At 73.2% G+C, this 21,478-nt stretch carries 17 protein-coding genes and 1 tRNA gene; 5 read left to right on the top strand and 13 right to left on the bottom strand.

The window, feature by feature from the left end; translation table 11 throughout:
• Positions 1-538 precede the first annotated feature (538 nt).
• Both ACZ4WZ_RS02630 and ACZ4WZ_RS02625 read left to right on the top strand, forming a co-directional pair.
• A complete protein-coding gene (locus tag ACZ4WZ_RS02630) occupies positions 539-2,914 on the top strand; it encodes a non-reducing end alpha-L-arabinofuranosidase family hydrolase (RefSeq protein WP_467884293.1) in 2,376 nt (791 codons plus the stop codon).
• Positions 2,915-2,956: 42 nt separating this feature from the next.
• The gene (locus ACZ4WZ_RS02625) at positions 2,957-5,572 is read left to right on the top strand and encodes an RICIN domain-containing protein (protein ID WP_467884291.1); all 2,616 of its coding nucleotides are present in this window, start codon (positions 2,957-2,959) and stop codon (positions 5,570-5,572) included.
• A gap of 152 nt (positions 5,573-5,724) precedes the next feature.
• Here the strand turns inward: ACZ4WZ_RS02625 and ACZ4WZ_RS02620 are convergent.
• Positions 5,725-5,798: transfer RNA gene (locus ACZ4WZ_RS02620), tRNA-Pro, on the bottom strand.
• A 115-nt stretch (positions 5,799-5,913) separates the two neighbouring features.
• On the opposite strand from ACZ4WZ_RS02620, the gene ACZ4WZ_RS02615 reads away from it, so the two are divergent.
• Complete coding sequence (locus ACZ4WZ_RS02615; protein WP_467884289.1) at positions 5,914-6,402, top strand: DUF309 domain-containing protein; 489 nt, start codon at positions 5,914-5,916, stop codon at positions 6,400-6,402.
• Here ACZ4WZ_RS02615 and ACZ4WZ_RS02610 read toward each other — a convergent pair.
• The 4 genes from ACZ4WZ_RS02610 to ACZ4WZ_RS02595 are packed head-to-tail and all read right to left on the bottom strand — an operon-like array spanning position 6,399 to position 9,661.
• Positions 6,399-6,788: a VOC family protein gene (locus ACZ4WZ_RS02610; RefSeq protein ID WP_467884287.1), complete on the bottom strand. Its 390-nt coding sequence runs from the start codon at positions 6,786-6,788 to the stop codon at positions 6,399-6,401. The genes ACZ4WZ_RS02615 and ACZ4WZ_RS02610 overlap by 4 nt on opposite strands.
• Before the next feature lie 4 nt (positions 6,789-6,792).
• Entirely contained in the window at positions 6,793-7,419 is a 627-nt protein-coding gene (locus tag ACZ4WZ_RS02605; RefSeq protein ID WP_467884285.1) for a LutC/YkgG family protein, read from the bottom strand.
• A complete protein-coding gene (locus ACZ4WZ_RS02600) occupies positions 7,416-8,909 on the bottom strand; it encodes a lactate utilization protein B (RefSeq protein WP_467884282.1) in 1,494 nt (497 codons plus the stop codon). The genes ACZ4WZ_RS02605 and ACZ4WZ_RS02600 overlap by 4 nt, the downstream gene beginning before the upstream one ends.
• The gene (locus ACZ4WZ_RS02595; protein WP_467884280.1) at positions 8,906-9,661 is read right to left on the bottom strand and encodes a (Fe-S)-binding protein; all 756 of its coding nucleotides are present in this window, start codon (positions 9,659-9,661) and stop codon (positions 8,906-8,908) included. Before ACZ4WZ_RS02595 ends, ACZ4WZ_RS02600 begins: the two co-directional genes overlap by 4 nt.
• 18 nt (positions 9,662-9,679) lie before the next feature.
• On the opposite strand from ACZ4WZ_RS02595, the gene cobF reads away from it, so the two are divergent.
• The gene (gene cobF, locus ACZ4WZ_RS02590) at positions 9,680-10,432 is read left to right on the top strand and encodes a precorrin-6A synthase (deacetylating) (RefSeq protein ID WP_467884278.1); all 753 of its coding nucleotides are present in this window, start codon (positions 9,680-9,682) and stop codon (positions 10,430-10,432) included.
• Here cobF and ACZ4WZ_RS02585 read toward each other — a convergent pair.
• Positions 10,419-11,576, bottom strand: a complete 1,158-nt coding sequence (locus ACZ4WZ_RS02585) for an aminotransferase class V-fold PLP-dependent enzyme (RefSeq protein WP_467884276.1) — start codon at positions 11,574-11,576, stop codon at positions 10,419-10,421. The genes cobF and ACZ4WZ_RS02585 overlap by 14 nt on opposite strands.
• Positions 11,577-11,736: 160 nt before the next feature.
• Complete coding sequence (locus ACZ4WZ_RS02580) at positions 11,737-13,404, bottom strand: glycoside hydrolase family 71 protein (protein ID WP_467884274.1); 1,668 nt, start codon at positions 13,402-13,404, stop codon at positions 11,737-11,739.
• Positions 13,405-13,649: 245 nt separating this feature from the next.
• Here ACZ4WZ_RS02580 and ACZ4WZ_RS02575 point away from each other — a divergent pair, with 245 nt between their 5' ends.
• Complete coding sequence (locus ACZ4WZ_RS02575; RefSeq protein ID WP_467884272.1) at positions 13,650-14,120, top strand: hypothetical protein; 471 nt, start codon at positions 13,650-13,652, stop codon at positions 14,118-14,120.
• A gap of 108 nt (positions 14,121-14,228) precedes the next feature.
• On the opposite strand, the gene ACZ4WZ_RS02570 is transcribed toward ACZ4WZ_RS02575, so the two are convergent.
• From ACZ4WZ_RS02570 to ACZ4WZ_RS02545, 6 genes are all read right to left on the bottom strand, one after another.
• Entirely contained in the window at positions 14,229-16,448 is a 2,220-nt protein-coding gene (locus tag ACZ4WZ_RS02570; RefSeq protein WP_467884269.1) for an NADP-dependent isocitrate dehydrogenase, read from the bottom strand.
• A 184-nt stretch (positions 16,449-16,632) separates the two neighbouring features.
• On the bottom strand, positions 16,633-16,986 hold the full coding sequence (locus ACZ4WZ_RS02565) for a DUF805 domain-containing protein (RefSeq protein WP_467884268.1): 354 nt from the start codon (positions 16,984-16,986) through the stop codon (positions 16,633-16,635).
• 315 nt (positions 16,987-17,301) lie between these two features.
• Positions 17,302-18,384: a magnesium/cobalt transporter CorA gene (gene corA, locus ACZ4WZ_RS02560; protein ID WP_467884938.1), complete on the bottom strand. Its 1,083-nt coding sequence runs from the start codon at positions 18,382-18,384 to the stop codon at positions 17,302-17,304.
• 186 nt (positions 18,385-18,570) lie between these two features.
• On the bottom strand, positions 18,571-20,235 hold the full coding sequence (locus ACZ4WZ_RS02555) for a serine/threonine-protein kinase (protein WP_467884266.1): 1,665 nt from the start codon (positions 20,233-20,235) through the stop codon (positions 18,571-18,573).
• Positions 20,236-20,329: 94 nt separating this feature from the next.
• Positions 20,330-20,947, bottom strand: coding sequence for a dihydrofolate reductase family protein (locus ACZ4WZ_RS02550; protein ID WP_467884264.1), 618 nt, complete (start codon positions 20,945-20,947; stop codon positions 20,330-20,332).
• A 181-nt stretch (positions 20,948-21,128) separates the two neighbouring features.
• Positions 21,129-21,478, bottom strand: a 350-nt coding sequence (locus ACZ4WZ_RS02545) for a LysR substrate-binding domain-containing protein (protein ID WP_467884261.1), incomplete at its 5' end; no start/stop codon positions are given.

The following is a 21,478-nucleotide window of genomic DNA, read 5'->3' as shown; positions in this document are numbered from 1 at the left end:
CGCGGTTCACCACCCGGCAGTGAGCCGTCCGCGTGCCGCCGCGCCTCCGGGGCCGTCGGTCCCCACGCGCCGACCGGCACCCCGCCGAACCGAACGGCCTGAGGCCCGAGCACCGCGACCACCCCATCAGGGCCGTTGGACACACCACCGCCGAGCAGGACGGCCTTCCCTCCCCCACGGACGACCGGACCGCGGGACTCGGCGTAACACTTTTCGCCTGCGAGATCTATCACGGGGCGTTCGCCGGAGGTGGCGCCGCTTTTCCGTTACGCGGCCTCGCGTTCGGGAGCCTCCACTTCGTGGGGTCCTTTCCCGCCGCTCGCCTCACGAGCCGGCGTGGGCGGACCCCCACCTCCCCATCGCACATCCGCAGAGGAAAGCGCCCCATGACGCGACATCCCCGTGAACCCCGCAGGACCCGTACGCAGGATCGGCGTCTCGTCCTGCTCCGCACCCGCCTCGCGGCGGACCAGGCCGTACCGGCCGACGCACCCGCGATCACGCCCCCCGAGGCGACCCGAGTCCACCGAGGAGCAGCATGAAGGGCCTGCACCGGCGCGGCCAGCGCCGCCGGACACTGACGATCGGGCTGTCGGCCGCGGCTCTGGTGGCGGGTGTCGTGACGCTCCTCCCCGGCTCCGCCGGAGCCGCGACACCCCTGGGCACGCAGGCGGCGCCCTCGGGCAGGTACTTCGGCACCGCCGTGGCCGCCGGCAGGCTCGGCGACGCGAGGTACGCCGCCGTCCTGGACCGGGAGTTCAACATGATCACCCCGGAGAACGAGATGAAGTGGGACGCCGTCGAACCGTCCCGCGGCACGTTCGCCTTCGGCCCGGCCGATCAGATCGTCAACCGTGCCGCGGCGCACGGCCAGCGCCTGCGCGGCCACACCGCGGTCTGGCACTCGCAGCTCCCGTCCTGGGTCAACTCCATCGGCGACGCGAACACGCTGCGCGGTGTGATGAACAACCACATCACCACCTTGATGACCCGCTACAAGGGCAAGATCCACTCCTGGGACGTGGTCAACGAGGCGTTCGCCGACGGCTCCGGCCAGCACCGTGGCTCGGTGTTCCAGAACGTACTGGGCAACGGCTTCATCGAGGAAGCGTTCCGCACCGCCCGGGCGGCCGACTCCTCCGCCAAGCTCTGCTACAACGACTACAACATCGAGAACTGGTCGGACGCCAAGACCCAGGGCGTCTACAGCATGGTCAAGGACTTCACGTCCCGTGGCGTGCCGATCGACTGCGTCGGGTTCCAGAGCCACTTCGGCACCGGCGGCCCGCCGGCGAGCTTCCGGACCACCCTGGCCAACTTCGCCGCCTTGGGCGTCGACGTCCAGATCACCGAGCTGGACATCGCCCAGGCGTCGCCGGCCCACTACGCCGACACGGTGAAGGCCTGCCTGTCCGTGGCCCGGTGTACCGGCATCACGGTCTGGGGGATCCGCGACAGCGACTCCTGGCGCAAGGGTGAGAGCCCCCTGCTGTTCGACAACAACGGCAACCCCAAGGCCGCCTACACCGCCGTCGTGAACGCCTTCAAGACCTCCCCCGGAACCGGAACCGGCACCGGCACCGGCACGATCAAGGGTGTCGCCTCCGGCCGCTGCATCGACATCCAGGGCTCCACCACCGCCAACGGAACCCGGGCGCAGCTGTGGGACTGCCACGGACGGACCAACCAGCGCTGGACCCACACCTCCGGCAAGCAGCTGACGATCTACGGCAACAAGTGCCTGGCCGCCAGGGACAACGGCACCGGCAACGGCACCGCGGTGGTCATCGAGGACTGCGACGGCGGCGCCGGCCAGCAGTGGGACATCAACACCGACGGCACGATCTCCGGGGTCCGGTCCGGGCTGTGCCTCGACGCGGTCGGTGCGGCCACCGCCAACCGCACCAAGATCCAGCTGCACACCTGCTGGTCCGGCGGCAACCAGAAGTGGACCGGCCCGTCCGGGACGCCGACCCCGGCAACGCCCGCGCCGACGGGCACGTGTGCTCTTCCGTCGACGTACCGGTGGACGTCGACGGGTGCGCTGGCGCAGCCGGCGAACGGGTGGGCCTCGCTGAAGGACTTCACCCACGTGACGCACAACGGCAAGCACCTGGTCTACGGGTCGAACTTCTCGGGGTCCTCTTACGGCTCCATGATGTCCGGGCCCTTCACGAACTGGCCGGACATGGCATCGGCCCGCCAGACCGGGATGAGCCAGGCCGCGGTGGCTCCCACACTGTTCTACTTCGCGCCCAAGAAGGTCTGGGTGCTGGCGTACCAGTGGGGGCCGTGGCCCTTCATCTACCGCACGTCGAGCGACCCGGCCGACCCGGACGGCTGGTCCGCGCCTCAGCCGCTGTTCACCGGCAGCATCCCCCGCACCGATTCCCCCACCGGCCCGATCGACCAGACACTGATCGCCGACGACCGGAACATGTACCTCTTCTTCGCCGGTGACAACGGCAAGATCTACCGGACGAGCATGCCGATCGGGAACTTCCCGGGCAACTTCGGCTCCTCGTACACGACGGTCCTGAGCGACACGCCCGACAAGCTGTTCGAGGCACCGCAGGTCTACAGGGTTCAGGGCCAGAACCAGTACCTCATGATCGTCGAGGCGAAGGGCGCGAACCAGACGCGCTACTTCCGCTCGTTCACGGCCTCCAGCCTGAGCGGCTCGTGGACCCCGCAGGCGGGCAGCGAGAGCAGCCCCTTCGCGGGCAAGGCGAACAGCGGCGCCACCTGGACCAACGACATCAGCCACGGTGACCTGGTCCGCGACAACCCCGACCAGACGATGACCGTCGACCCCTGCAACCTGCGGTTCCTCTACCAGGGCAAGACGCCCACGGCAGGCGGCCCCTACGACCGGCTGCCCTACCGGCCGGGTCTCCTCACCCTGCAGCGCTGACCTGCCCCGATCCACAGTGATACGCAAGGAGAACAACTCCCCATGAAGAACCCCAATAGCGGCGAGCGCCGCGGACGTCACCGCCGTCGCCGGATCGGGACCGGAGTGCTGCTCGGTGTGCCCGCCGTCCTCGTGCCGTACCTCCTGTACGTGCAGGACGACTCGCAGGCCGCGACGGTCGACGGCAATGCCTACTACCGGCTGGTCTCCGTACGCAGCGGCAAGGCGCTGGACGTCAACGCCTTCTCCACCGCCGACGGCACCCGCATCCAGCAGTGGACCGACCAGGACACCGCCAACCAGCAGTGGAAGCTGCGCCCCACCGGTGACGGATACTACGAGCTGGTGAACCGCAACAGCGGCAAAGTGCTGGGCATAGCCGGCGACTCGACCTCCCAGGCGGCCGCCGCCGAGCAGCAGCCCGACGGTTCCTCCACCTCCCAGGAATGGCGGATCGACGACGTGAGCGGTTCCGACGCCGTCGTCCTCACCTCCCGCAGGAGCGGCCAGGTCCTGGACGTCGCCGGCGGTTCCTCGGCCGACGGCGCGGCAGTCGTCCAGTACCGCGCCCACGGCGGCACCAACCAGCAGTGGAAGCTGGTGAAGACGGCCGGGACCAAGGCGCCCGGATCCGGCCCGTACACGTGGCGGAACGCCCAGGTGGTGGGCGGCGGCTACGTCACCGGCCTGGTGTTCAACCCGCGGGAGAAGGGCCTGCTGTACGCGCGGACCGACATGGGCGGCGCCTACCGCTGGGACACCGGGGCCGAGCAGTGGATCCCGCTCACCGACTGGATCGGCGAGAAGGACTGGAACCTGCTGGGCATCGACGCGCTGGCCACCGATCCGGTCGACCCCAACCGGCTCTACCTCGCCGCCGGCACCTACACCAACGACTGGGCGGGCAACGGAGCGATCCTGCGCTCCGAGGACCGCGGCCGCACCTTCCGGCGCACCGACCTGCCCTTCAAGCTGGGCGGCAACGAGGACGGCCGCGGGGCGGGCGAGCGGCTGGCCGTCGATCCCTCGGACAACGGCACCCTGCTGCTGGGCACACGCAAGAACGGCCTGTGGCGCAGCACCGACCACGGCGCGACATGGAGCCAGGTCTCCTCGTTCCCCGTCAAGAACGGCACGGGCGTCTCCTTCGTGACGTACGGCCCGGCCGGCAGCAAGACGGTCTACGCCGGCGTCGCCGACACGTCCACCTCCCTCTACCGCTCCACCGACGGCGGCAGCACCTGGCAGGCGGTCCCCGGGCAGCCGGCCGGCCAGATGCCGCAGCACGGCGTGCTCTCCGGTGACGGCTCGCTGTACCTGACGTACACCAACGCCCTCGGCCCCAACGGCGTGACGGGGGGCTCGGTGTGGAAGCACACGCCGGCCGGCGGGGCGTGGAAGAACGTCTCCCCCTCCCAGGGCAACTACGGGTTCTCCGGTCTGGCCGTCGACCCGCGCAAGCCCTCCACGGTGATGGTCACGACCCTCGACCGCTGGTGGCCGGAGGACGAGGTCTACCGGACCACCGACGGCGGCACGACATGGAAGGCCCTGGCCGACAAGTCGGTGCGGGACGCCTCCGCCGCTCCGTACGTGGGTACCGGGACCGGGCACTGGATGACCGCCCTGGCCATCGATCCCTTCGACTCCGGGCACGTGCTGTACGGCACCGGGAGCGGCATCCTGCGCAGCAAGGACGCCAACGCCTCCGACAGCGGCGCCACCAGCCACTGGAGCGTGGGGGCCCGCGGGCTGGAGGAGACCGCACTGCTGGACGCGATCGCCCCGCCCGGCGGCGCCCAGGTCATCACGGCCATGGGCGACCTGGGCGGATTCCGCCACGACTCCCTGACCGAGGTGCCCGCCGGGCGGCTGAAGAACCCGATGATGACCAACAGCACCTCCATCGACTTCGCGCAGTCCAACCCTTCGATCATGGTCCGCGTCGGCCGTGGCGGTACGCAGGACGGCGCCTACTCCACCGACGGCGGGCGCAGCTGGAACGGCTTCGCGTCCGAACCGGTGGCCGGCGCCGACAGCGGCCGGGTGGCGCTCTCCGCCGACGGCTCGGCCATCGTCTGGACGCAGGCCGGCCAGGCCCCGTACCGCTCGACCGACAAGGGAGCGAGCTGGTCGAAGGTCCACGGCCTGGGCACCGGCGCCGTCGTCGTCGCCGACCGCTCCTCGGCCAGGACGTTCTACGCACTGGCCGGCGGCACGCTGTACGCCAGCACCGACGGCGGGGCGACCTTCCGCGCCCGCGCCGCCAACCTGCCCGCCGACGGCCGGCTCAAGGCCGTTCCCGGGGTCGAGGGGGACCTCTGGATCTCCGGCGGCGGCCAGGGGCTCCTGCACTCCACCGACGGTGGCCGCACCTTCACCAGGCTCGCCCCGGTGAAGTCCGCCTCCGCCCTCGGCTTCGGCAAGGCGGCACCGGGCACCTCCTACCAGGCCCTGTACCTGATCGGCACCGTCAAGGACGTCACCGGAGTCTTCCGCTCCACCGATAAGGGCGCCACCTGGCTCCGTGTCAACGACGACGCCCACCAGTGGGGCGGCATCGGCGGCACCGGCGTCATCACCGGCGACCCCGACGTCTTCGGCCGCGTGTACGTCGGCACCAACGGACGCGGCCTCCAGTACGGCGACCCGTCCTGACCCGACGCCCGGGCGGGACCGCGGGCACCACCGTGCCGGAGCGGCCCCGCCCGGGCGGCGGCGCCGTAACCGTCCGCGCGAGCGGCCCCGGACGCACGAAAGGCCGCCCTCTCATAAATGAGAGAACGACCTCCGACGTGCGTAAAGCACAGTCGGGACGACAGGATTTGAACCTGCGACCCCTTGACCCCCAGTCAAGTGCGCTACCAAGCTGCGCCACGTCCCGTTACCGCTTTGCGCCCTTCACCTGGGGTTTCCCCTCGTGCCGGGCACATGCAGAACATTACCCCACGCCGAGGGGTGTGTGTGCACGGGTGATCGGCGGCGGGCAGGATGGTTCGGTGAGCGAACGGGAACGGGACCGGGACGGTGAGGGGCGGGCGCGCAGCGCGCGGCCGCGGGACGGGTTGGGGCGGCCGCTGCCGTACGGGGCCGAGGGGGTGGAGCGGCAGCCCGAAGGGGTGGTGCGCACGCCGGCCGCGACGGTGGCGGAGGCGCAGCGGCTGCTGGACGGCGGGATGCCCTTCCACGCGCACGAGGTGTTCGAGGACGCGTGGAAGTCCCGTCCCGGGGCGGAAGAGGCCCTGTGGCGGGGGCTGGCGCAGCTGGCGGTGGGGCTGACGCACGCCGCGCGGGGGAACGCCGTCGGCGGGGCGCGGCTGCTGCGGCGCGGGGCCGGCGCCCTGGCCGGGTACGGGGAGGCGTACGGGATCGACGTGGCGGGGCTGGTCGGGTGGGCCCGGGCGCTGGCGGGGCGGGTGGAGGCCGGGGAGCGGATCGACGCGGCGGCCGAGGCACCCCGGCTGACCGGGCCGCCTGGTGCCGCTTAGGCGGGCTGGAGCAGGTCCCAGCGGTTGCCGTAGAGGTCCTCGAACACGGCGACGGAGCCGTACGGCTCGTGGCGCGGCTCCTCCAGGAAGCGGACGCCCTCCGCCGTCATCCGGGCGTGGTCGGCCGCGAAGTCGGCGGTGTGGAGGAAGAAGCCGACGCGGCCGCCGGTCTGGTCGCCGACGCGGGAGCGCTGGGCCCCGTCCTTGGCGCGGGCCAGCAGCAGGGCGGACTCCTTGGCGCCCGGCGGGCGGACCACGACCCAGCGGGAGCCGTCCGGCCGGGGGGTGTCCTCGGCGAGTTCGAAGCCGAGGGCGCGGGTGTAGAAGTCGATGGCCTCGTCGTAGTCGTGGACGACGAGGGCGGTCAGGGCGATGTGGGATGGCATGGGCCTATTGTGCGCCGAGGAGGACGACTTCCAGGGTGCGGGGGCCGTGCACGCCTTCCACCCGGTCCAGTTCGATGTCGCTGGTGGCCGAGGGTCCGGAGATCCAGGTCAGCGGGCGGGCGGGGTCGAGGCGTTCGAGGGCCTGCGGGACGGAGTCCACGACCTGGCCGGGGACGCGGACCACGCAGATGTGGTGGTCCGGGATGAGGGTGATGCGCCGCCGGCCCTGGTCGGGACCGCCGTCGAGGACGAGGGTGCCGGTCTCGGCGACGGCCAGGGCGCAGCCGGTGACCACGCTGTCGACGCGGTCCAGGTCGTACGGGGTGAAGTCCGCGCGGTCGTGGACGAGGGCCGGGTCCGCGGCGGACAGCCAGTGCGGGGGCAGGGCGGGCGGGACCAGGACCGTGCGGGAGCCGCGCAGGGCGAGCAGCCGCGCGAGCAGCGGCGGGAGGCCGTCCTCGTCGGTGCGGTGGACCCTCGCCCGGTACTCGGTGAGGTGGGCGGCGAGCAGGTCGGCGCTCTCGGCCGGGGTGCGGATGCCGTGGACGCGGAGGTAGTCGCGGGGGACGGCGGGGTCCGGGCCGGAGGCGGCCCTGCGGATGCGGGCCAGGATGCGGTCCTTGCTGCTCACGGTCGGCTCCCCCGTTCGCGGGTCCACCAGTCGCGGAAGGATTCCGCCGGGATCTCGGGCAGTTCACGGGTGTCGGTCCAGGCGCGGCCCGGCCCCGGCAGCCGGCGCGGGCGCAGCCGGCGGGCGCGGGACAGCAGCCGCTCCCCGGCCCGCAGCGCGCCGGGGCGGTCGAGGAGGAGCCGGGCGGCGCGCATGGCGGCCCGTTCGGCGGTGTGGCCGTGCGCGGGCCGGATCCGTACGCGGACGCCCTCGCGGGTCACGGGTCCGCCCTGGACCACGCGTTCGCGGAGGTGGACGAGGACCTCGGGGATGTCGATGGCGACGGGGCAGACCTCGTAGCAGGCCCCGCACAGGGTGGAGGCGTAGGGCAGGCTGGCGTCGATCGCGCTGCCGGTGCCGCGGAGTTGGGGGCTGAGGACGGCACCGATGGGGCCGGGGTACACGGAGCCGTAGGCGTGTCCTCCGGCGCGTTCGTAGACGGGGCAGACGTTCAGGCAGGCGGAGCAGCGGATGCAGCGCAGGACCTGGCGGCCGGTCTCGTCGGCGAGGGTGTCGGTGCGGCCGTTGTCGAGGAGGACGAGGTGGAAGGCGGAGGGGCCGTCGCCGTCGGCCCCCTTCGACGGCCCCAGTCCGGTCCACATGGTGGTGTACGGGTTCATCCGTTCGGCGGTGGACGAACGCGGCAGGGTCTGGAGGAAGACCTCCAGGTCGCGGAAGGTGGGGACGACCTTCTCGATGCCGACGACCGAGATGAGGGTGTCGGGCAGGGTCAGGCACATGCGGCCGTTGCCCTCGGATTCGAGGACGACCATGGTGCCGGTCTCGGCGACCATGAAGTTGGCGCCGGAGACGGCCACTTTGGCGCGCAGGAACTTCTCGCGCAGGTGGAGGCGGGCGGCTTCGGCGAGTTCGCGCGGGTCGTCGCCGAGTCCCTCGGGTGCCGGCCGGCCCCAGTCGGCCATCTCGGAGCGGAAGACGTCGCGGATCTCGCCGCGGTTGCGGTGGATGGCGGGGACCAGGATGTGCGAGGGCCGGTCGTGGGCCAGCTGGACGATGAGCTCGGCCAGGTCGGTCTCGTAGGCGGCGATCCCGGCGGCTTCCAGGGCTTCGTTGAGGCCGGTCTCCTGGGTGGCCATGGACTTGACCTTGACCACCTCCCGCTCCCCGGTGGCGCGGACCAGGCCGATGACGATCCGGTTGGCCTCGTCGGCGTCGACGGCCCAGTGCACGGTGCCGCCGGCCGCGGTGACGGCGGTCTCCAGCTGGAGCAGGTAGCGGTCGAGGTGGCGCAGGGTGTGGTCCTTGAGGGCCTTGCCCGCGGCCCGCAGACGGTCCCAGTCGGCGAGTTCGGCGACCGCGCGGGCCCGTTTGTCCCGGATGGTGTGGGTGGCGTGCCGGAGGTTGGCGCGCAGTACGCCGTCCCGTACGGCCTCGCGGGCGGCGGCGGGGAACGGCGGGAAGGCGGGCATGCCGAGGTGCGTACCGGTCATGGCAGGGGGTCCTCCTCCGTGGCGGCCAGGATCTCGGCGAGGTGCAGGGTGCGCATGGGGTCCCCGGCGCGGTGGAGGATGCCGCCGAGGTGGGCGAGGCAGGAGTTGTCGGCCCCGCACAGCACCTCGGCGCCGGTGGCCCGGGCGGCCGCGGTCTTGTCGGCGCCCATCGCGGCGGACACGTCCGGGTTCTTCACGGCGAAGGTGCCGCCGAAGCCGCAGCACTCCTCGGCACCGGGCAGCTCGACCAGTTCGAGGCCCTTGACGGCGGCCAGCAGCCGCCGGGGGCGTTCGCCGAGGCCGAGGGAGCGCAGGCCGTGGCAGGAGGGGTGGTAGGTGACGGTGTGCGGGAAGTACGCGCCGACGTCGGTGACCCCGAGGACGTCCACGAGGAACTCGGTCAGCTCGTGGACGCGCGGTACGAGACCTTCCGCGAGCTCCGCCAGCGCGCTCCCCCGCCCCTCCTCGACGGCCTTGCGGCCGATGCGGGGGTAGTGCTCGCGGATCATCGCGGCGCAGGAGCCGGAGGGGGTGACCACGTGGTCGTGGCCGGAGAAGGCCTCGGCGGTGCGGCGCAGCAGCGGCTCCGCCTCGTGGCGGTAGCCGGTGTTGTACTGGGGCTGGCCGCAGCAGCTCTGGGCGGCGGGGAAGTCCACTTCGACGCCGAGGCGCTCCAGCAGCCGTACGACGGCGATGCCGGTCCGCGGGTACAGCGCGTCGTTGACGCAGGTGACGAACAGGGCGGCGCGCATGATGGGCACAATAGCCCGGTGAAGAAGTTCTCAGTCATCGGCATAGGCGCGGGCGACCCTGACCACCTGACCCTCCAGGCGGTCCGGGCGATCGGCGCGGCGGACGCATTCCTCATCCTGGAGAAGGGGGAGGAGAAGTCGGACCTGACCGGTCTGCGGCGGGCGATGCTCGACGCGCACGCCCGTCCCGGCCACCGGCTCGTGGAGGGCCGCGATCCGGACCGGGACCGCACCCCGGCCGACTACACCCCGACGGTGGACGGCTGGCGCAGCGCGCGGGCCGAGATCTTCGAGCGGTTCATCGCGGAGGATCTGGCGGAGGGCGAGACGGGCGCCTTCCTGGTGTGGGGCGACCCCTCGCTGTACGACTCCACGCTGGCGATCCTCGACGAGGTGCTGGAGCACGGCCGGGTGGCCTTCGAGCACGAGGTGGTGCCCGGCATCAGCAGCGTGTCGGCGCTGCTGGCCAGGCACCGGACCAATCTGAACCGGGTCGGGCGGCCGGTCCAGATCACCACCGGCCGCCGGCTCGCGGAGGGCTGGCCGCAGGACGTCGACGACGTGGTGGTGATGCTGGACGCCCGGCACGCCTTCACCGCCCACCTGGACCAGGACCTCTACATCTACTGGGGTGCCTACGTCGGCACGCCGGACGAGATCCTGGTCCAGGGCAAGCTGGCCGAGGTCGCGGGCCGCATCGAGGAGCTGCGGACCGAGGCCCGGGCCCGCAAGGGCTGGATCATGGACACCTACCTGCTCAGGCGCCCCTGAGGAAGCCGGGCAGGGCCGCGGCGAGGCGCTCGTACTCCTCGGCCCGGTTGTAGAGCTGCCCGCAGACCCGGATGCCGCCGCCGCCCGGCCGTGCCCAGACCAGCACGCGGATACGGAGCTTCGCCGCGAGTTCCTCGCGCATGGCCGCGGCGGCGTCCTGGGTCTCGGCGGTGCCGGGCGGCAGCAGCAGCGAGCGCATGGCCACGCCCGGGGTGTGCGGGAGCGGGGTCAGGCCGGGGACCCCGGCCAGCAGCTCCGCCCCGTAGGCGGCGAGGGCGCTGTTGTGGGCGCGGACCCGGTCGGCGCCGAGCCGCTCGATGAGGTCGAGGCCCTCGGGGGCGGCCAGCCAGCCGGTGTAGTCGGCGGTCGCCCGGTACTCGACGGAGCGCGGGAAGCCGTGGTGGTCCTGCCAAGACGGGGAGAAGGAGCGGACCCGGGCCCGGTGGGCGGGGGCCACGGCGAGGAGGGCGGTGCCGGAGGGCGCGTACCCCCACTTGTGGAGGTTCCCGAACCAGAAGTCGGCGCCGGCGGGGACGGGCACGGCCAGCATGCCCGGGGTGTGGGCGCCGTCGACGACGGTGGTGATGCCGCGGGCGGAGAGCTCGGCGAGGAGCCGGGGTCCGGCGATGAGGCGGGCGGTGGGCGAGCTGACGTGGTCGAGCAGGGCCACCTTGGTGCGGGGCGTGAGCGCGGCCAGCACGGTCTCGCGTACGGCGTCCTCGTCGGGCAGGTGCGGGTCCAGGGCGACGGTGGTCACGCGGGCTCGGCGGGCGGCGGCCGCGGTGACGGTGGTGTAGCCGTGGTCGGTGGCGAGGACCTCGTCGCCGTCGGCCAGGGGGATGGCTTCGAACGCCAGGTTGGCGCCCTCGGTGGCGTTGGAGACGAACGCGAGGCCGTCGGGGTCGGTGCCCAGCCGGGCCGCGATCCGCGCGCGGGCGCCGGCCAGCCGGTCGGGGAGGCCGTGGAAGAAGGCGTCGGGGTCGGCGTGGGCCTCGGTCCGCAGGGCCTCCTGCGCCTCGAGGACGGGCAGCGCGACCGCTCCGTAGGAGCCGTGGTTGAGGTGGGCGACGGCGGGGTCCAGCCGGAAGAGGCCGGGGCCGCCGGGGAAGGCGGGCGGGGCGGAGGGGGCGGACGGCGCGGGCACGGGTACCTCCGGACGGGACGTGTCGGGTGCGGGCTCCGTGGCCCGCACCCGGAGCATGCGGGCTCGCGCGCGGGGGGCGGAAGGGCCGCCTGGGCCGAATTGGCCTGCCCGGCCGCGGTTCGGTCCCCCGGCCGTGCGCGGTCCCCGGCCCGGCGTCCGGTCACCCCGGGCGGCCGCTGGTCGCCGCGTAGTACTGGAGGTCCTGCACCGGTACCTCGTGGTCCACGGGGTACGGCAGTTCCACCCGTACGGCGGCCTTGCCGGCACGGGCCACCTCCGCCGCGCTGGTGCCGGGACGCAGCGGCAGCAGCTCGGCGTGGACGCCGGCCGGGGCCCGGTGCTCCCGCGCCGCGGAGCCGACGACGCTGCGGACGGTCGCGGGCTCCGTCAGGAAGCTGAGCACCTCCACCGTGTCCCGGGAGGCGGCGCTGCCCTTGCGCAGGGACATCACCAGCGACTGGTCGCCGGTCGGGTCGGCGGCCGCGAACTGGGTGCGGCCGGTGAGGTAGAGGGTGTCCCGGACGATCGGGGGCCAGCCGCCGGTCTTGAAGCGGGTCAGGTAGTAGGAGGTGAGGTCCAGGTACGCGTGGCCGTTGTTCCGGGACGGGGCGAACTGGCTGCCCTCGGAGTAGTCGTTCCAGGTGGTCAGCTGGACCCAGTCGGCGCCGTCCTCGATGGCGTGGGTCCATGTGGCGCGCAGGGTGGCCGTGTTGCCCGCCTCGTCGTAGACGCCCTGGTTCGGGCGGGCGTCCTGCACGGAGACGGGCTGCATCCAGATCTTGCCCTGGCCGTGCGCCCGCCGGACGTCGGCGGCGGTGCCCTCCTGGCCCGCGTAGCTGCGGCTGCCCCACTCGGAGAACCCGTGGCTGAGGGGTGCGAAGGCTTCGTGGTGCGGGCCGAAGTCGAGGAAGAGGGGGACGAAGGCGGTGCGGATCCCGTGCCCCGACCTCAGCCGGTCCAGGACGCGGCGCCACCAGTCGGCGCTCTTCTGCTCGGCCTTGAACGGCGAGACGACGAGCCGGCCGTCGTCGAGCCGGTGCGCGGCCGGGTGTCCGCCCAGGGCGGCCAGGGCCTCGGCGATCACGGCGGGGTCGTCGGTGTCCAGGGAGGTCATGTCCGGCATCAGCATGACCTTGAAGGCGGGGTCGACCGCGTGGGCGGCCCGCATCAGCAGGCCCGCGCGCTCCCAGTTCTTCCCGGAGAGGGAGAGCAGGTCGAGGGTGAAGCCGTCGATGCCCGCGTTCCGGGCGGTGCGGACCTCCTGCTGGAGGTTGGCGTACTCCCAGTCGCCGTCCTTCGGCGGGACGGGCAGCGGGCGGTCGCGGAGCAGGCCGCCGTACCGCTGGTGCTTGCCGTTCTCGCCCCGGGGGTCGAGGTAGTGACGGGTGTAGTAGTCGGTTTCGGCGCTCGCGTTGTCCAGGGAGAGCGGGTACGGGGTGAAGTAGTGGGCGAACACCAGCTTGCGGCCGCCGGCGGCGGAGCGCAGCGCGGCGGGCGCGGGCAGGTCGAAGGGCAGGGCCCCGGGCGGACGGGCCGCGCCGGCGGTCGCGCTCGGGGCCGTGGTCCCCGCGGGCGGCGGTGTCCGGTCCTCGTGCTCCGCGTCCGGGCCGGTGGCGGAGGGCATGGCGGCGGGTCCGGTGGAGGAGGGCCCGTCGGGGGCGGGCCGGGCGGCGTCCTGGCCGGCCGCGGCCGTGAAGGGGTTCCAGGCGACGCCGGCCGCGGCGCAGACGCCGGCGAGCAGGAAGGCGGTGACCAGCAGGGCGAGCCGGCGCCCGGGCGGACCCGAGCGGGGCCGGTGGGACGGGGGTCCGTACGGGTGCCCTGTCATCTGGATCCCTCCCCTGGACACGCCCCGCCGCCGGGGCTGTTCAGCAGTAGAGCGGATTACCGCCGCACGAACAACCGTTCACCGGGAGCCGGGCGCGGCGACGGGGGCCGGGATCCCCGGCCCCGGCGACGGAATACGACGTTCCCCTGGCCGCGCCACAGAATTGACGGATAATCATCTTCACGCGGCGCGAAACCACCCTCGCGCCGCACCGGGTCACGCATGCGACGGGGGGCATCGTGATGATGGGCGACTCCAGGCCTGCGCCACCGGGCGGAGCGACCGGAACGCTCCCGGCCACCTCCACCGAGCTCTCCCGGCTGCTCACCGCCGTGCGGCGGGGCCGGGTGATGACGGTGACGGGCCGTTTCCACGAGGCGCGGAGCCTGCTGGTGCGGGACGTCGCCCGGCGGCTCTCGTCCAACTTCTGCGACGGCGCCGCGGTGGTCACGGTCAGCCCGGACGGCGGCGTACGCGGCCTCGTGGCCGCGCTGGGCTGCGTACCGGGGATGCCCTTCCTGCCGTGCGGGACGGCCAATGCGGCCTCCTGGCTGGCGGAGCGGGACGTGCTGCTGGTCCTGGACGGCAGTGACCGGCTCGGCCCGGAGGCGCTGACCTGGCTGCGGGAGCTGCTCGCCGCCGCGCCCGGGCTGCGCATCCTGGCCGCCGGCCGGCATCCCCTCGCCGTGGGCCAGGGCCGGGTGCACCGGCTCTGACCCGCGCTGCCGGGCAGCGGGCCCCGCGCCCGGGCCCGGACACGGGTCCGCCCCGGCCGGGCACGGGGCCGGCCGGGGCGGAACGCGTACCGCCTGCTGCTGCGGGCGTCAGCCCAGGAGGGCGAGCGCCTGGTTCAGCGTCGCGGAGGGACGCATCACCTCGGCCGCCTTGACCGGGTCGGGCTGGTAGTAGCCGCCGATGTCGGCCGGGGAGCCCTGCACCGCGATGAGCTCGGAGACGATGGTCCGCTCCTGCTCGGCCAGCGTCTTGGCGAGCGGCTCGAAGGCGGCGGCCAGCTTCGGGTCGTCGATCTGGCGCGACAGCTCCTGCGCCCAGTACAGGGCGAGGTAGAAGTGGCTGCCGCGGTTGTCGATGCCGCCGAGGCGACGGGTCGGCGACTTGTCCTCGTTGAGGAAGGTGCCGGTGGCGCGGTCCAGGGTGTCGGCCAGGACCTGGGCGCGGGCGTTGCCGGTGGTGGTGGCGAGGTGCTCGAAGCTCGCGGCCAGGGCGAAGAACTCGCCGAGGCTGTCCCAGCGCAGGTAGTTCTCCTTGACCAGCTGCTGGACGTGCTTCGGGGCGGAGCCGCCGGCGCCGGTCTCGAAGAGGCCGCCGCCCGCCATCAGCGGGACGACCGACAGCATCTTGGCGCTGGTGCCCAGCTCCAGGATCGGGAAGAGGTCGGTCAGGTAGTCGCGCAGCACGTTGCCGGTCACCGAGATGGTGTCCTCGCCGCGGCGGATACGCTCCAGGGAGTACTTCGTGGCCTCGACCGGGGAGAGGATCTCGATGGTCAGGCCGTCGGTGTCGTGCTCCGCGAGGTACGTCTTGACCTTGGCGATCAGCTGCGCGTCGTGGGCGCGGGTCTCGTCGAGCCAGAAGACGGCCGGGGAGCCGGTGGCGCGGGCGCGGGTGACGGCGAGCTTGACCCAGTCCTGGATCGGCAGGTCCTTGGTCTGGCAGGCGCGGAAGATGTCGCCGGCGGCGACCTCCTGCTCGATGACGACGTTGCCCGCGGCGTCGACGACGCGGACGGTGCCCGCGGCGGCGATCTCGAAGGTCTTGTCGTGGCTGCCGTACTCCTCGGCCTTCTGGGCCATCAGGCCGACGTTCGGCACCGAGCCCATGGTGGCCGGGTCGAAGGCGCCGTGGGCGCGGCAGTCCTCGACGACGGCCTGGTAGACGCCCGCGTAGCTGCTGTCCGGGAGGACGGCGAGGGTGTCGGCCTCGGCGCCGTCCGGGCCCCACATGTGGCCGGAGGTGCGGATCATGGCCGGCATGGAGGCGTCGACGATGACGTCGGACGGCACGTGCAGGTTGGTGATGCCCTTGTCGGAGTCGACCATCGCGAGGGCGGGGCCCTCGGCGATCTCGGCGTCGAAGGAGGCCTTGATCGCGTCGCCGTCGGGGAGGGCGCCCAGGCCGTTCAGGATGGTGCCGAGGCCGTCGTTCGGGGACAGGCCGGCGGCGGCGAGGGTCTCGCCGTAGCGGGCGAAGGTCTTCGGGAAGAACGCGCGGACCACGTGGCCGAAGATGATCGGGTCGGAGACCTTCATCATCGTGGCCTTGAGGTGCACGGAGAACAGGACGTCCTCGGCCTTGGCGCGCTGGATCTGGTCGTTCAGGAAGGTGCGCAGGGCGTCGACGTGCATGACGGACGCGTCCACGACCTCACCGGCGAGGACCGGTACCGACTCGCGCAGGACCGTGGTGGCGCCGTCGGCGGCGACGTGCTCGATGCGCAGCGTGCCGGCCTCGGACATCACGGCGGACTTCTCGGTGGAGCGGAAGTCGTTCTCGCCCATGGTGGCGACGTTCGTCTTCGACTCGGGGCTCCAGGCGCCCATGCGGTGCGGGTGCGCCTTGGCGTAGTTCTTCACCGAGGCGGGGGCGCGGCGGTCGGAGTTGCCCTCGCGCAGGACCGGGTTGACGGCGCTGCCCTTGACCTTGTCGTAGCGGGCGCGGATCTCGCGCTCCTCGTCGGTCTTCGGGTCGTCCGGGTAGTCCGGAAGGGCGTAGCCCTGGCCCTGGAGCTCGGCGACGGCGGCCTTGAGCTGCGGGATGGAAGCCGAGATGTTCGGCAGCTTGATGATGTTGGCTTCGGGGGTCTTCGCCAGCTCGCCGAGCTCGGCGAGGGCGTCGGCGATCCGCTGGCTCTCCTCGAGGTACTCGGGGAAGACGGCGATGATCCGACCGGCCAGGGAGATGTCACGGGTCTCGACATTCACACCGGCCGTCGACGCGTACGCCTGCACCACGGGCAGGAAGGAATACGTCGCGAGGGCCGGGGCCTCGTCAGTGTGCGTGTAGATGATGGTCGAGTCAGTCACCGGATGCTCCGCTCCACAGTCTGCGTCTCTCGTCTGCAACATTGCTCGACATCAAGATATCTCGTGATCGGGGCTGTCCGGACAGCCCCCTCCCGCAAGACGTGGCGAGACACGCGTCACGGAACGCGAAAGGCGCCGCCGCCGGCCCCGTGGGCCGGGCGGCGGCGCCGCCGTGTCGCGCCTGTCAGGCGGTGAGCTGCTTGGGGTTCGCTCCGTACTGGTTCGGTCCGGCGTCACCCTCGATGGCCATCAGGACGATCATCCCGATCCAGCCGACGAAGGGGATGAGCCCGACCAGGTACCACCAGCCGGACCTGCCGGTGTCGTGGAGGCGGCGGACGCTGAGCCCCAGGGTGGGCAGGAGGACGCCGAGGTTGTAGAGGTAGAAGATGACCGGGTAGCTCCCGAGCGCGAAGTCGAGCGCGATCAGCACGGCCACGACCGGGATGCTGCACAGGACGAACATCCAGTATTCCTGGCGGCGCGCGCGGCCGGAGAAGTCCGCGTAGCGCTTGATGACGTCGACGTAGTAGTGCACGAGTCCCCCCTAAGGACGGCATCGACGGCCCCTCGGCCTGATAGGGGGCCGGGCCCGCTTTATGCCCTCCGACCGCCGCGTTCAAGCCACCACGGGACCCTTACATAAGGCCAACCGCGTTGGTTTCAAGGGGAGTTGAGCACGCCCGGGACGGGTGTGCCGGCAGGGGCGGGACTTGCGTCAGCCGATGCGGTCGGACACCCGGGACGCCAGCGCCCTCGCAGGGTTCCCACGGGGTTTCCCGTCGCGCACGGCCTCGCAGGGGACCGTCGTGGTGCCGGTGGCCCAGCGGTTCGAGCCGCACCCGCTCGCCGGTCAGATCCAGCCGTTGCGCCGGAATCCCCGGTGGATGAGGAAGCAGGCGACCGCCATCACGCAGAGGACCAGCGGGTACCCGTACGTCCAGCGCAGCTCGGGCATGTGGTCGAAGTTCATGCCGTAGACCCCGCAGACCATGGTGGGCACGGCCACTATGGCCGCCCACGCCGTGATCTTGCGCATGTCCTCGTTCTGGGCGACCGTCACCTGCGCGAGGTGGGCCTGGAGGACGGAGTCGAGGAGGCCGTCGTAGGCGCCGATCTGCTCGGTGGCCCGGGTCAGGTGGTCGGCGACGTCGCGGAAGTAGGCGCGGACCTCCGGCGGGATCACCGGTATCGGCTGCGTCGCCAGGTGCTGGAGCGGACGGCCGAGCGGGGCCACCGCCCGGCGCAGCTCGAGGAGTTCCCGCTTGAGCTGGTAGATCCGGCCCGCGTCGCCGCGTCCGCCGTGGTCGCTGAACACCGCCGTCTCCACGGCGTCCATGTCGCCCTGCACCGCCTCCGTGACGGCCACGTAGTCGTCGACCACGTGGTCCGCCATGGCGTGCAGCACGGCCGCCGGCCCCTTGGCCAGCTGCTCCGGCTCGGCTTCGAGGGCCTCGCGGACGGGGCCGAGGGTGCCGCGCCCTCCGTGCCGGATGGTGATGACGAAGTCCTGGCCGATGAAGGCCATCAGCTCGCCGGTCTCCACCACCTCGCTGGTCGCGGTCAGCTCCTCGTGCTCGACGTAGCGGACGGTCTTGAAGACGGCGAAGAGGGTCTCGTCGTAGCGCTCCACCTTGGGCCGCTGGTGCGCGTTGACGGCGTCCTCGACGGCGAGGGGGTGCAGGCCGAAGAGGTCGGCGAGTCCGGCGAGCTCCTGCTGCGAGGGTTCGTGCAGGCCGATCCAGACGAAGCCCCGGCCGGTCTTGCGGACCCTGCGCAGCGCCTCCTCGGCCTCGGCACACCCGTCCTGGCGCACGCCGTCCTGGTAGACCACGCAGTTGACGACGGCGCTGCCGAGCGGGGAGCGGGCGGGGTGGCTGAGGTCGACGGCCCGCCGGTAGCCGCGGCGCACGGCACGGCGCAGGTTGCTGAACATGGACACGGACGTACTCTCCTTCGGCGGATCAGCGGCCAGTCTGCCACCGCCCCGCCGACGGCTCGCCACGCGCCCGCCCCCGGGGTCCCCGCGCCGCCGCCTTCCGGCGGGTGCGGAGGCGGGCGGCGTCGGCCCGGCGCCGGCGGGGGTGTCCGGGCTCACGCCCGGTGGCCCGTGCGGCGCCGGCTAACAGGGCGGGGAGGAGCCCTTCTGGCGGGTGAGGTCGCGGTTGTACAGCCAGCCGGTGGTGTTGGTGCCGTCCACGCGCACGAACGTCCACTGGTTGCCGTACGAGTTGACGATGTAGCAGTGGTACCAGAGCTTCGTGCCGCTCTTGACCAGGGTGCCCTTCGCGCACTGCTGGTACGGCGCGGCCAGCAGGTGGTGGTCGCCGGAGATGTAGCCGTAGGTGCCCGGCGTCGGGTCCCGGTGGGTCCAGCCGGCGCAGCCCGTGGGCACGGGGCTGGGCTTGCCCGGGGCGGGCGAGGAGGACTTCCCGGAGGGCGACGGCGTGCCCGGCTTCTTCGAGGCGCTCGCGGACGGCTTGGCCTTGGCCGCCGAGCCGGAGGGCGAGGGGGCCGGGGAGTCCGAGCCCGGCTGCCCGCCGGGCGCAGCGGAGCCGCCGGGCGCCGGTGTGGGCGCCGCCGCGCTCCCCCGGCCCTGGCCGCCGCCGGAGGTCACGGCGTAGGTGACGCCCCCGGCGGCGAGTACGGCGACCACCGCGACGGCCATCGCCGCGCGGCCGCGGCGCCGCGCCCGGTCCACGGCCGCCGACCCGGGCCGGGTGGCCGTGAGGGGCTGGCCGGTCGGGGGGCCCTGCGGCGGGAAGCCGGGCTGGGGGGCGGGGCCGTACGGCTGCGGAAACGATACGGCGCCGAGGCCGGCCGCGGGCGGGGGCCCGAAGCCCGGAACCGGCGCGGGAGCGTACGGGGACGGCGGGGCGGCGGCCGGCGGCGCGGGGGCGGCCGGCTGCACGGGGGCGGCGCCGCCCGCCGCCACCCGCTCCAGCATCGCGCGGGCCCGCTCGGCGGTGGGCCGGTGCTCCGGCTCCTTCGCCATCAGCTCCCGCAGCACGGGAGCGAGCGGCCCCGCCCGCCGGGGCTCGGGCAGCGGGTCGCCGACGATCGCGGCCAGCGTGGACCACACCGAGGTACGGCGGAACGGCGACAGGCCCTCCACCGCCGCGTAGAGGGTCATCCCGAGCGACCAGATGTCCGAGGCCGGGCCGGGCTCCCTGCCCTGCGCGCGCTCCGGCGGCAGGTAGTCGAGCGAGCCGACCAGCTCGCCGCTGCGGGTCAGCTTCGCCAGGGCCTCGTCGCCGGAGGACTCGATCGTCGCGATGCCGAAGTCCGTGAGCACGACCCGGCCGCCCCGCTCCAGCAGGACGTTCCCCGGCTTCACGTCCCGGTGGAGGACGCCCGCCCGGTGCGCGGCGTCGAGCGCGTCCATCAGCTTGGCGCCGATCGCGGCGGCCTCGTACGGGTCGAGAGCACCATGCCGCGTCACCACCTCGTCGAGGGAGGGGCCGTCGACGAGTTCCATGACGATGACGGGCAGGCCCTGCTCGTGGGTCACGTCGTGGACGGTGACCACGCCTTCGTGCCGGATGCGGGCGGCGGCCTGCGCCTCGCGTTCCATCCGGGTGCGCAGGTCGGCCAGTTCGGCGTCGCTGGAGTCGGTGTAGGCCCGCAGGACCTTGACGGCGACCTCGCGGGCGAGCAGTTCGTCGACGGCCCGCGCGACCACGCCCATGCCGCCGCGGCCGACCACGGAGGTCACCCGGTAGCGCCCTCCGAGCACCTTGCCGACGAGGTCCCCGTCGTTCGCTTCCCCCGTTTGGCCCGCTGGCACCACATGCTCCGTTCCACGACCGGTCGTCCGTCTCGACGATCTACGGGGCACAAGCGTAGATGCACGACCGGCGGGCGGGCCGGGCGGCCGCCCCCTATCCGCCGGTGCGCGGCAGATGGGCCTTCGCTTCCCGGTAGCCGGCGCTGCCGGGCCGCTCGACGGGGGCGTAGAAGAGGTTGAGCACGCCGGTGCCGAAGGCTTCGCTGGAGAGCAGGTCGAGCGGGACCGCGGGACCGCCCTCCTCGAAGAGGCGCATGCCCTTGCCCAGCACGACCGGGTGGACGAGCAGCTGGAGGCGGTCCAGCAGCCCGGCGGCCAGCAGTTGGCGGACGACGGAGACGGATCCGCTCATCACGATCGGGTCCTCGCCCGGCTCGTTCTTCAACGCCGTGACGGCCTCGGTGAGTTCCCCGTCGAGGCGCTCGGAGTTGCGCCAGCCGAAGTCGAGCGGCTGCCGGGACACGACGATCTTCCGGGCGTCGCCGAGGCGCCGGGCGAAGTCGGCGTCCTCTCCCCCGGCCGCTTCCCGGCCGGGCCAGGCCCCCGCGAAGCTGTCGTACGTCCTGCGGCCGAGGAGCAGGGTGCCGGCCGATCCGACCACGGCGTCGACGGCCGCGCCCATCCGGTCGTCGAAGTAGGGGAAGTGCCACTCGTGGGGCGCCTCCACGACGCCGTCGAGCGAGATGAACAGCTCTGCCGTGATCTTCCTCATCCGGGCGCTCCAGGGGTCGGTCCTCCCCCTCCAGTAGACGCCCCGGCACGGACCGCCACACCCGGGCCGTCCCGTCCGTCCGGCGCACGGCCCCGCGGCCGAAGCGGGGCGGGTTCCCATCAGGCCGCCGCGGCTCGCCGTCCGGCGCACGGCCCCGCGGCCGAAGCCGGGCACATCCCCGTCAGGCCGGCCGCAGCTCCTCCATGGCCGTTTCGGCGACCACCCGGGCGACCAGCGCCAGCGCGGGCGAGTCCAGCTTCCACTGCTGCCAGTACAGCGGTACGTCCAGCCACCGCCCCGGCACCAGCGGTACCAGCACCCCGGCCTCCAGCAGCGGCTCCGCCTGCGGTTCGGGGACGAGCCCCCACCCGAGGCCGGCGGCCACCGCGTCCCGGAAGCCCTCCGAGGTCGGTACGAGGTGGGGGGGGGGGGGGGGGGGGGGGGGGGGGGGGGGGGGGGGGCGGGGGGAGGGGGGGGGGGGGGGGGGGGGGGGGGTGGGGGGGGGGGAGAGGGGATTCCTCTGTGTCGTCG

The sequence above is a fragment of the Streptomyces sp. NPDC029122 genome (assembly GCF_055569445.1).
Note: the sequence above shows the minus strand (reverse complement) of the source record. Positions and strands in the feature narration are given on the sequence as shown.

Coding starts and splice junctions, on each gene's coding strand:
- ACZ4WZ_RS02630 (WP_467884293.1), top strand. CDS start 539: ATGAAGGGCCTGCACCGGCGCGGCCAGCGCCGCCGGACACTGACGATC.
- ACZ4WZ_RS02625 (WP_467884291.1), top strand. CDS start 2,957: ATGAAGAACCCCAATAGCGGCGAGCGCCGCGGACGTCACCGCCGTCGC.
- ACZ4WZ_RS02610 (WP_467884287.1), bottom strand. CDS start 6,788: ATGCCATCCCACATCGCCCTGACCGCCCTCGTCGTCCACGACTACGAC.
- ACZ4WZ_RS02600 (WP_467884282.1), bottom strand. CDS start 8,909: ATGACCGGTACGCACCTCGGCATGCCCGCCTTCCCGCCGTTCCCCGCC.
- ACZ4WZ_RS02595 (WP_467884280.1), bottom strand. CDS start 9,661: ATGCGCGCCGCCCTGTTCGTCACCTGCGTCAACGACGCGCTGTACCCG.
- ACZ4WZ_RS02580 (WP_467884274.1), bottom strand. CDS start 13,404: ATGACAGGGCACCCGTACGGACCCCCGTCCCACCGGCCCCGCTCGGGT.
- ACZ4WZ_RS02575 (WP_467884272.1), top strand. CDS start 13,650: ATGGGCGACTCCAGGCCTGCGCCACCGGGCGGAGCGACCGGAACGCTC.
- corA (WP_467884938.1), bottom strand. CDS start 18,384: ATGTTCAGCAACCTGCGCCGTGCCGTGCGCCGCGGCTACCGGCGGGCC.
- ACZ4WZ_RS02550 (WP_467884264.1), bottom strand. CDS start 20,947: ATGAGGAAGATCACGGCAGAGCTGTTCATCTCGCTCGACGGCGTCGTG.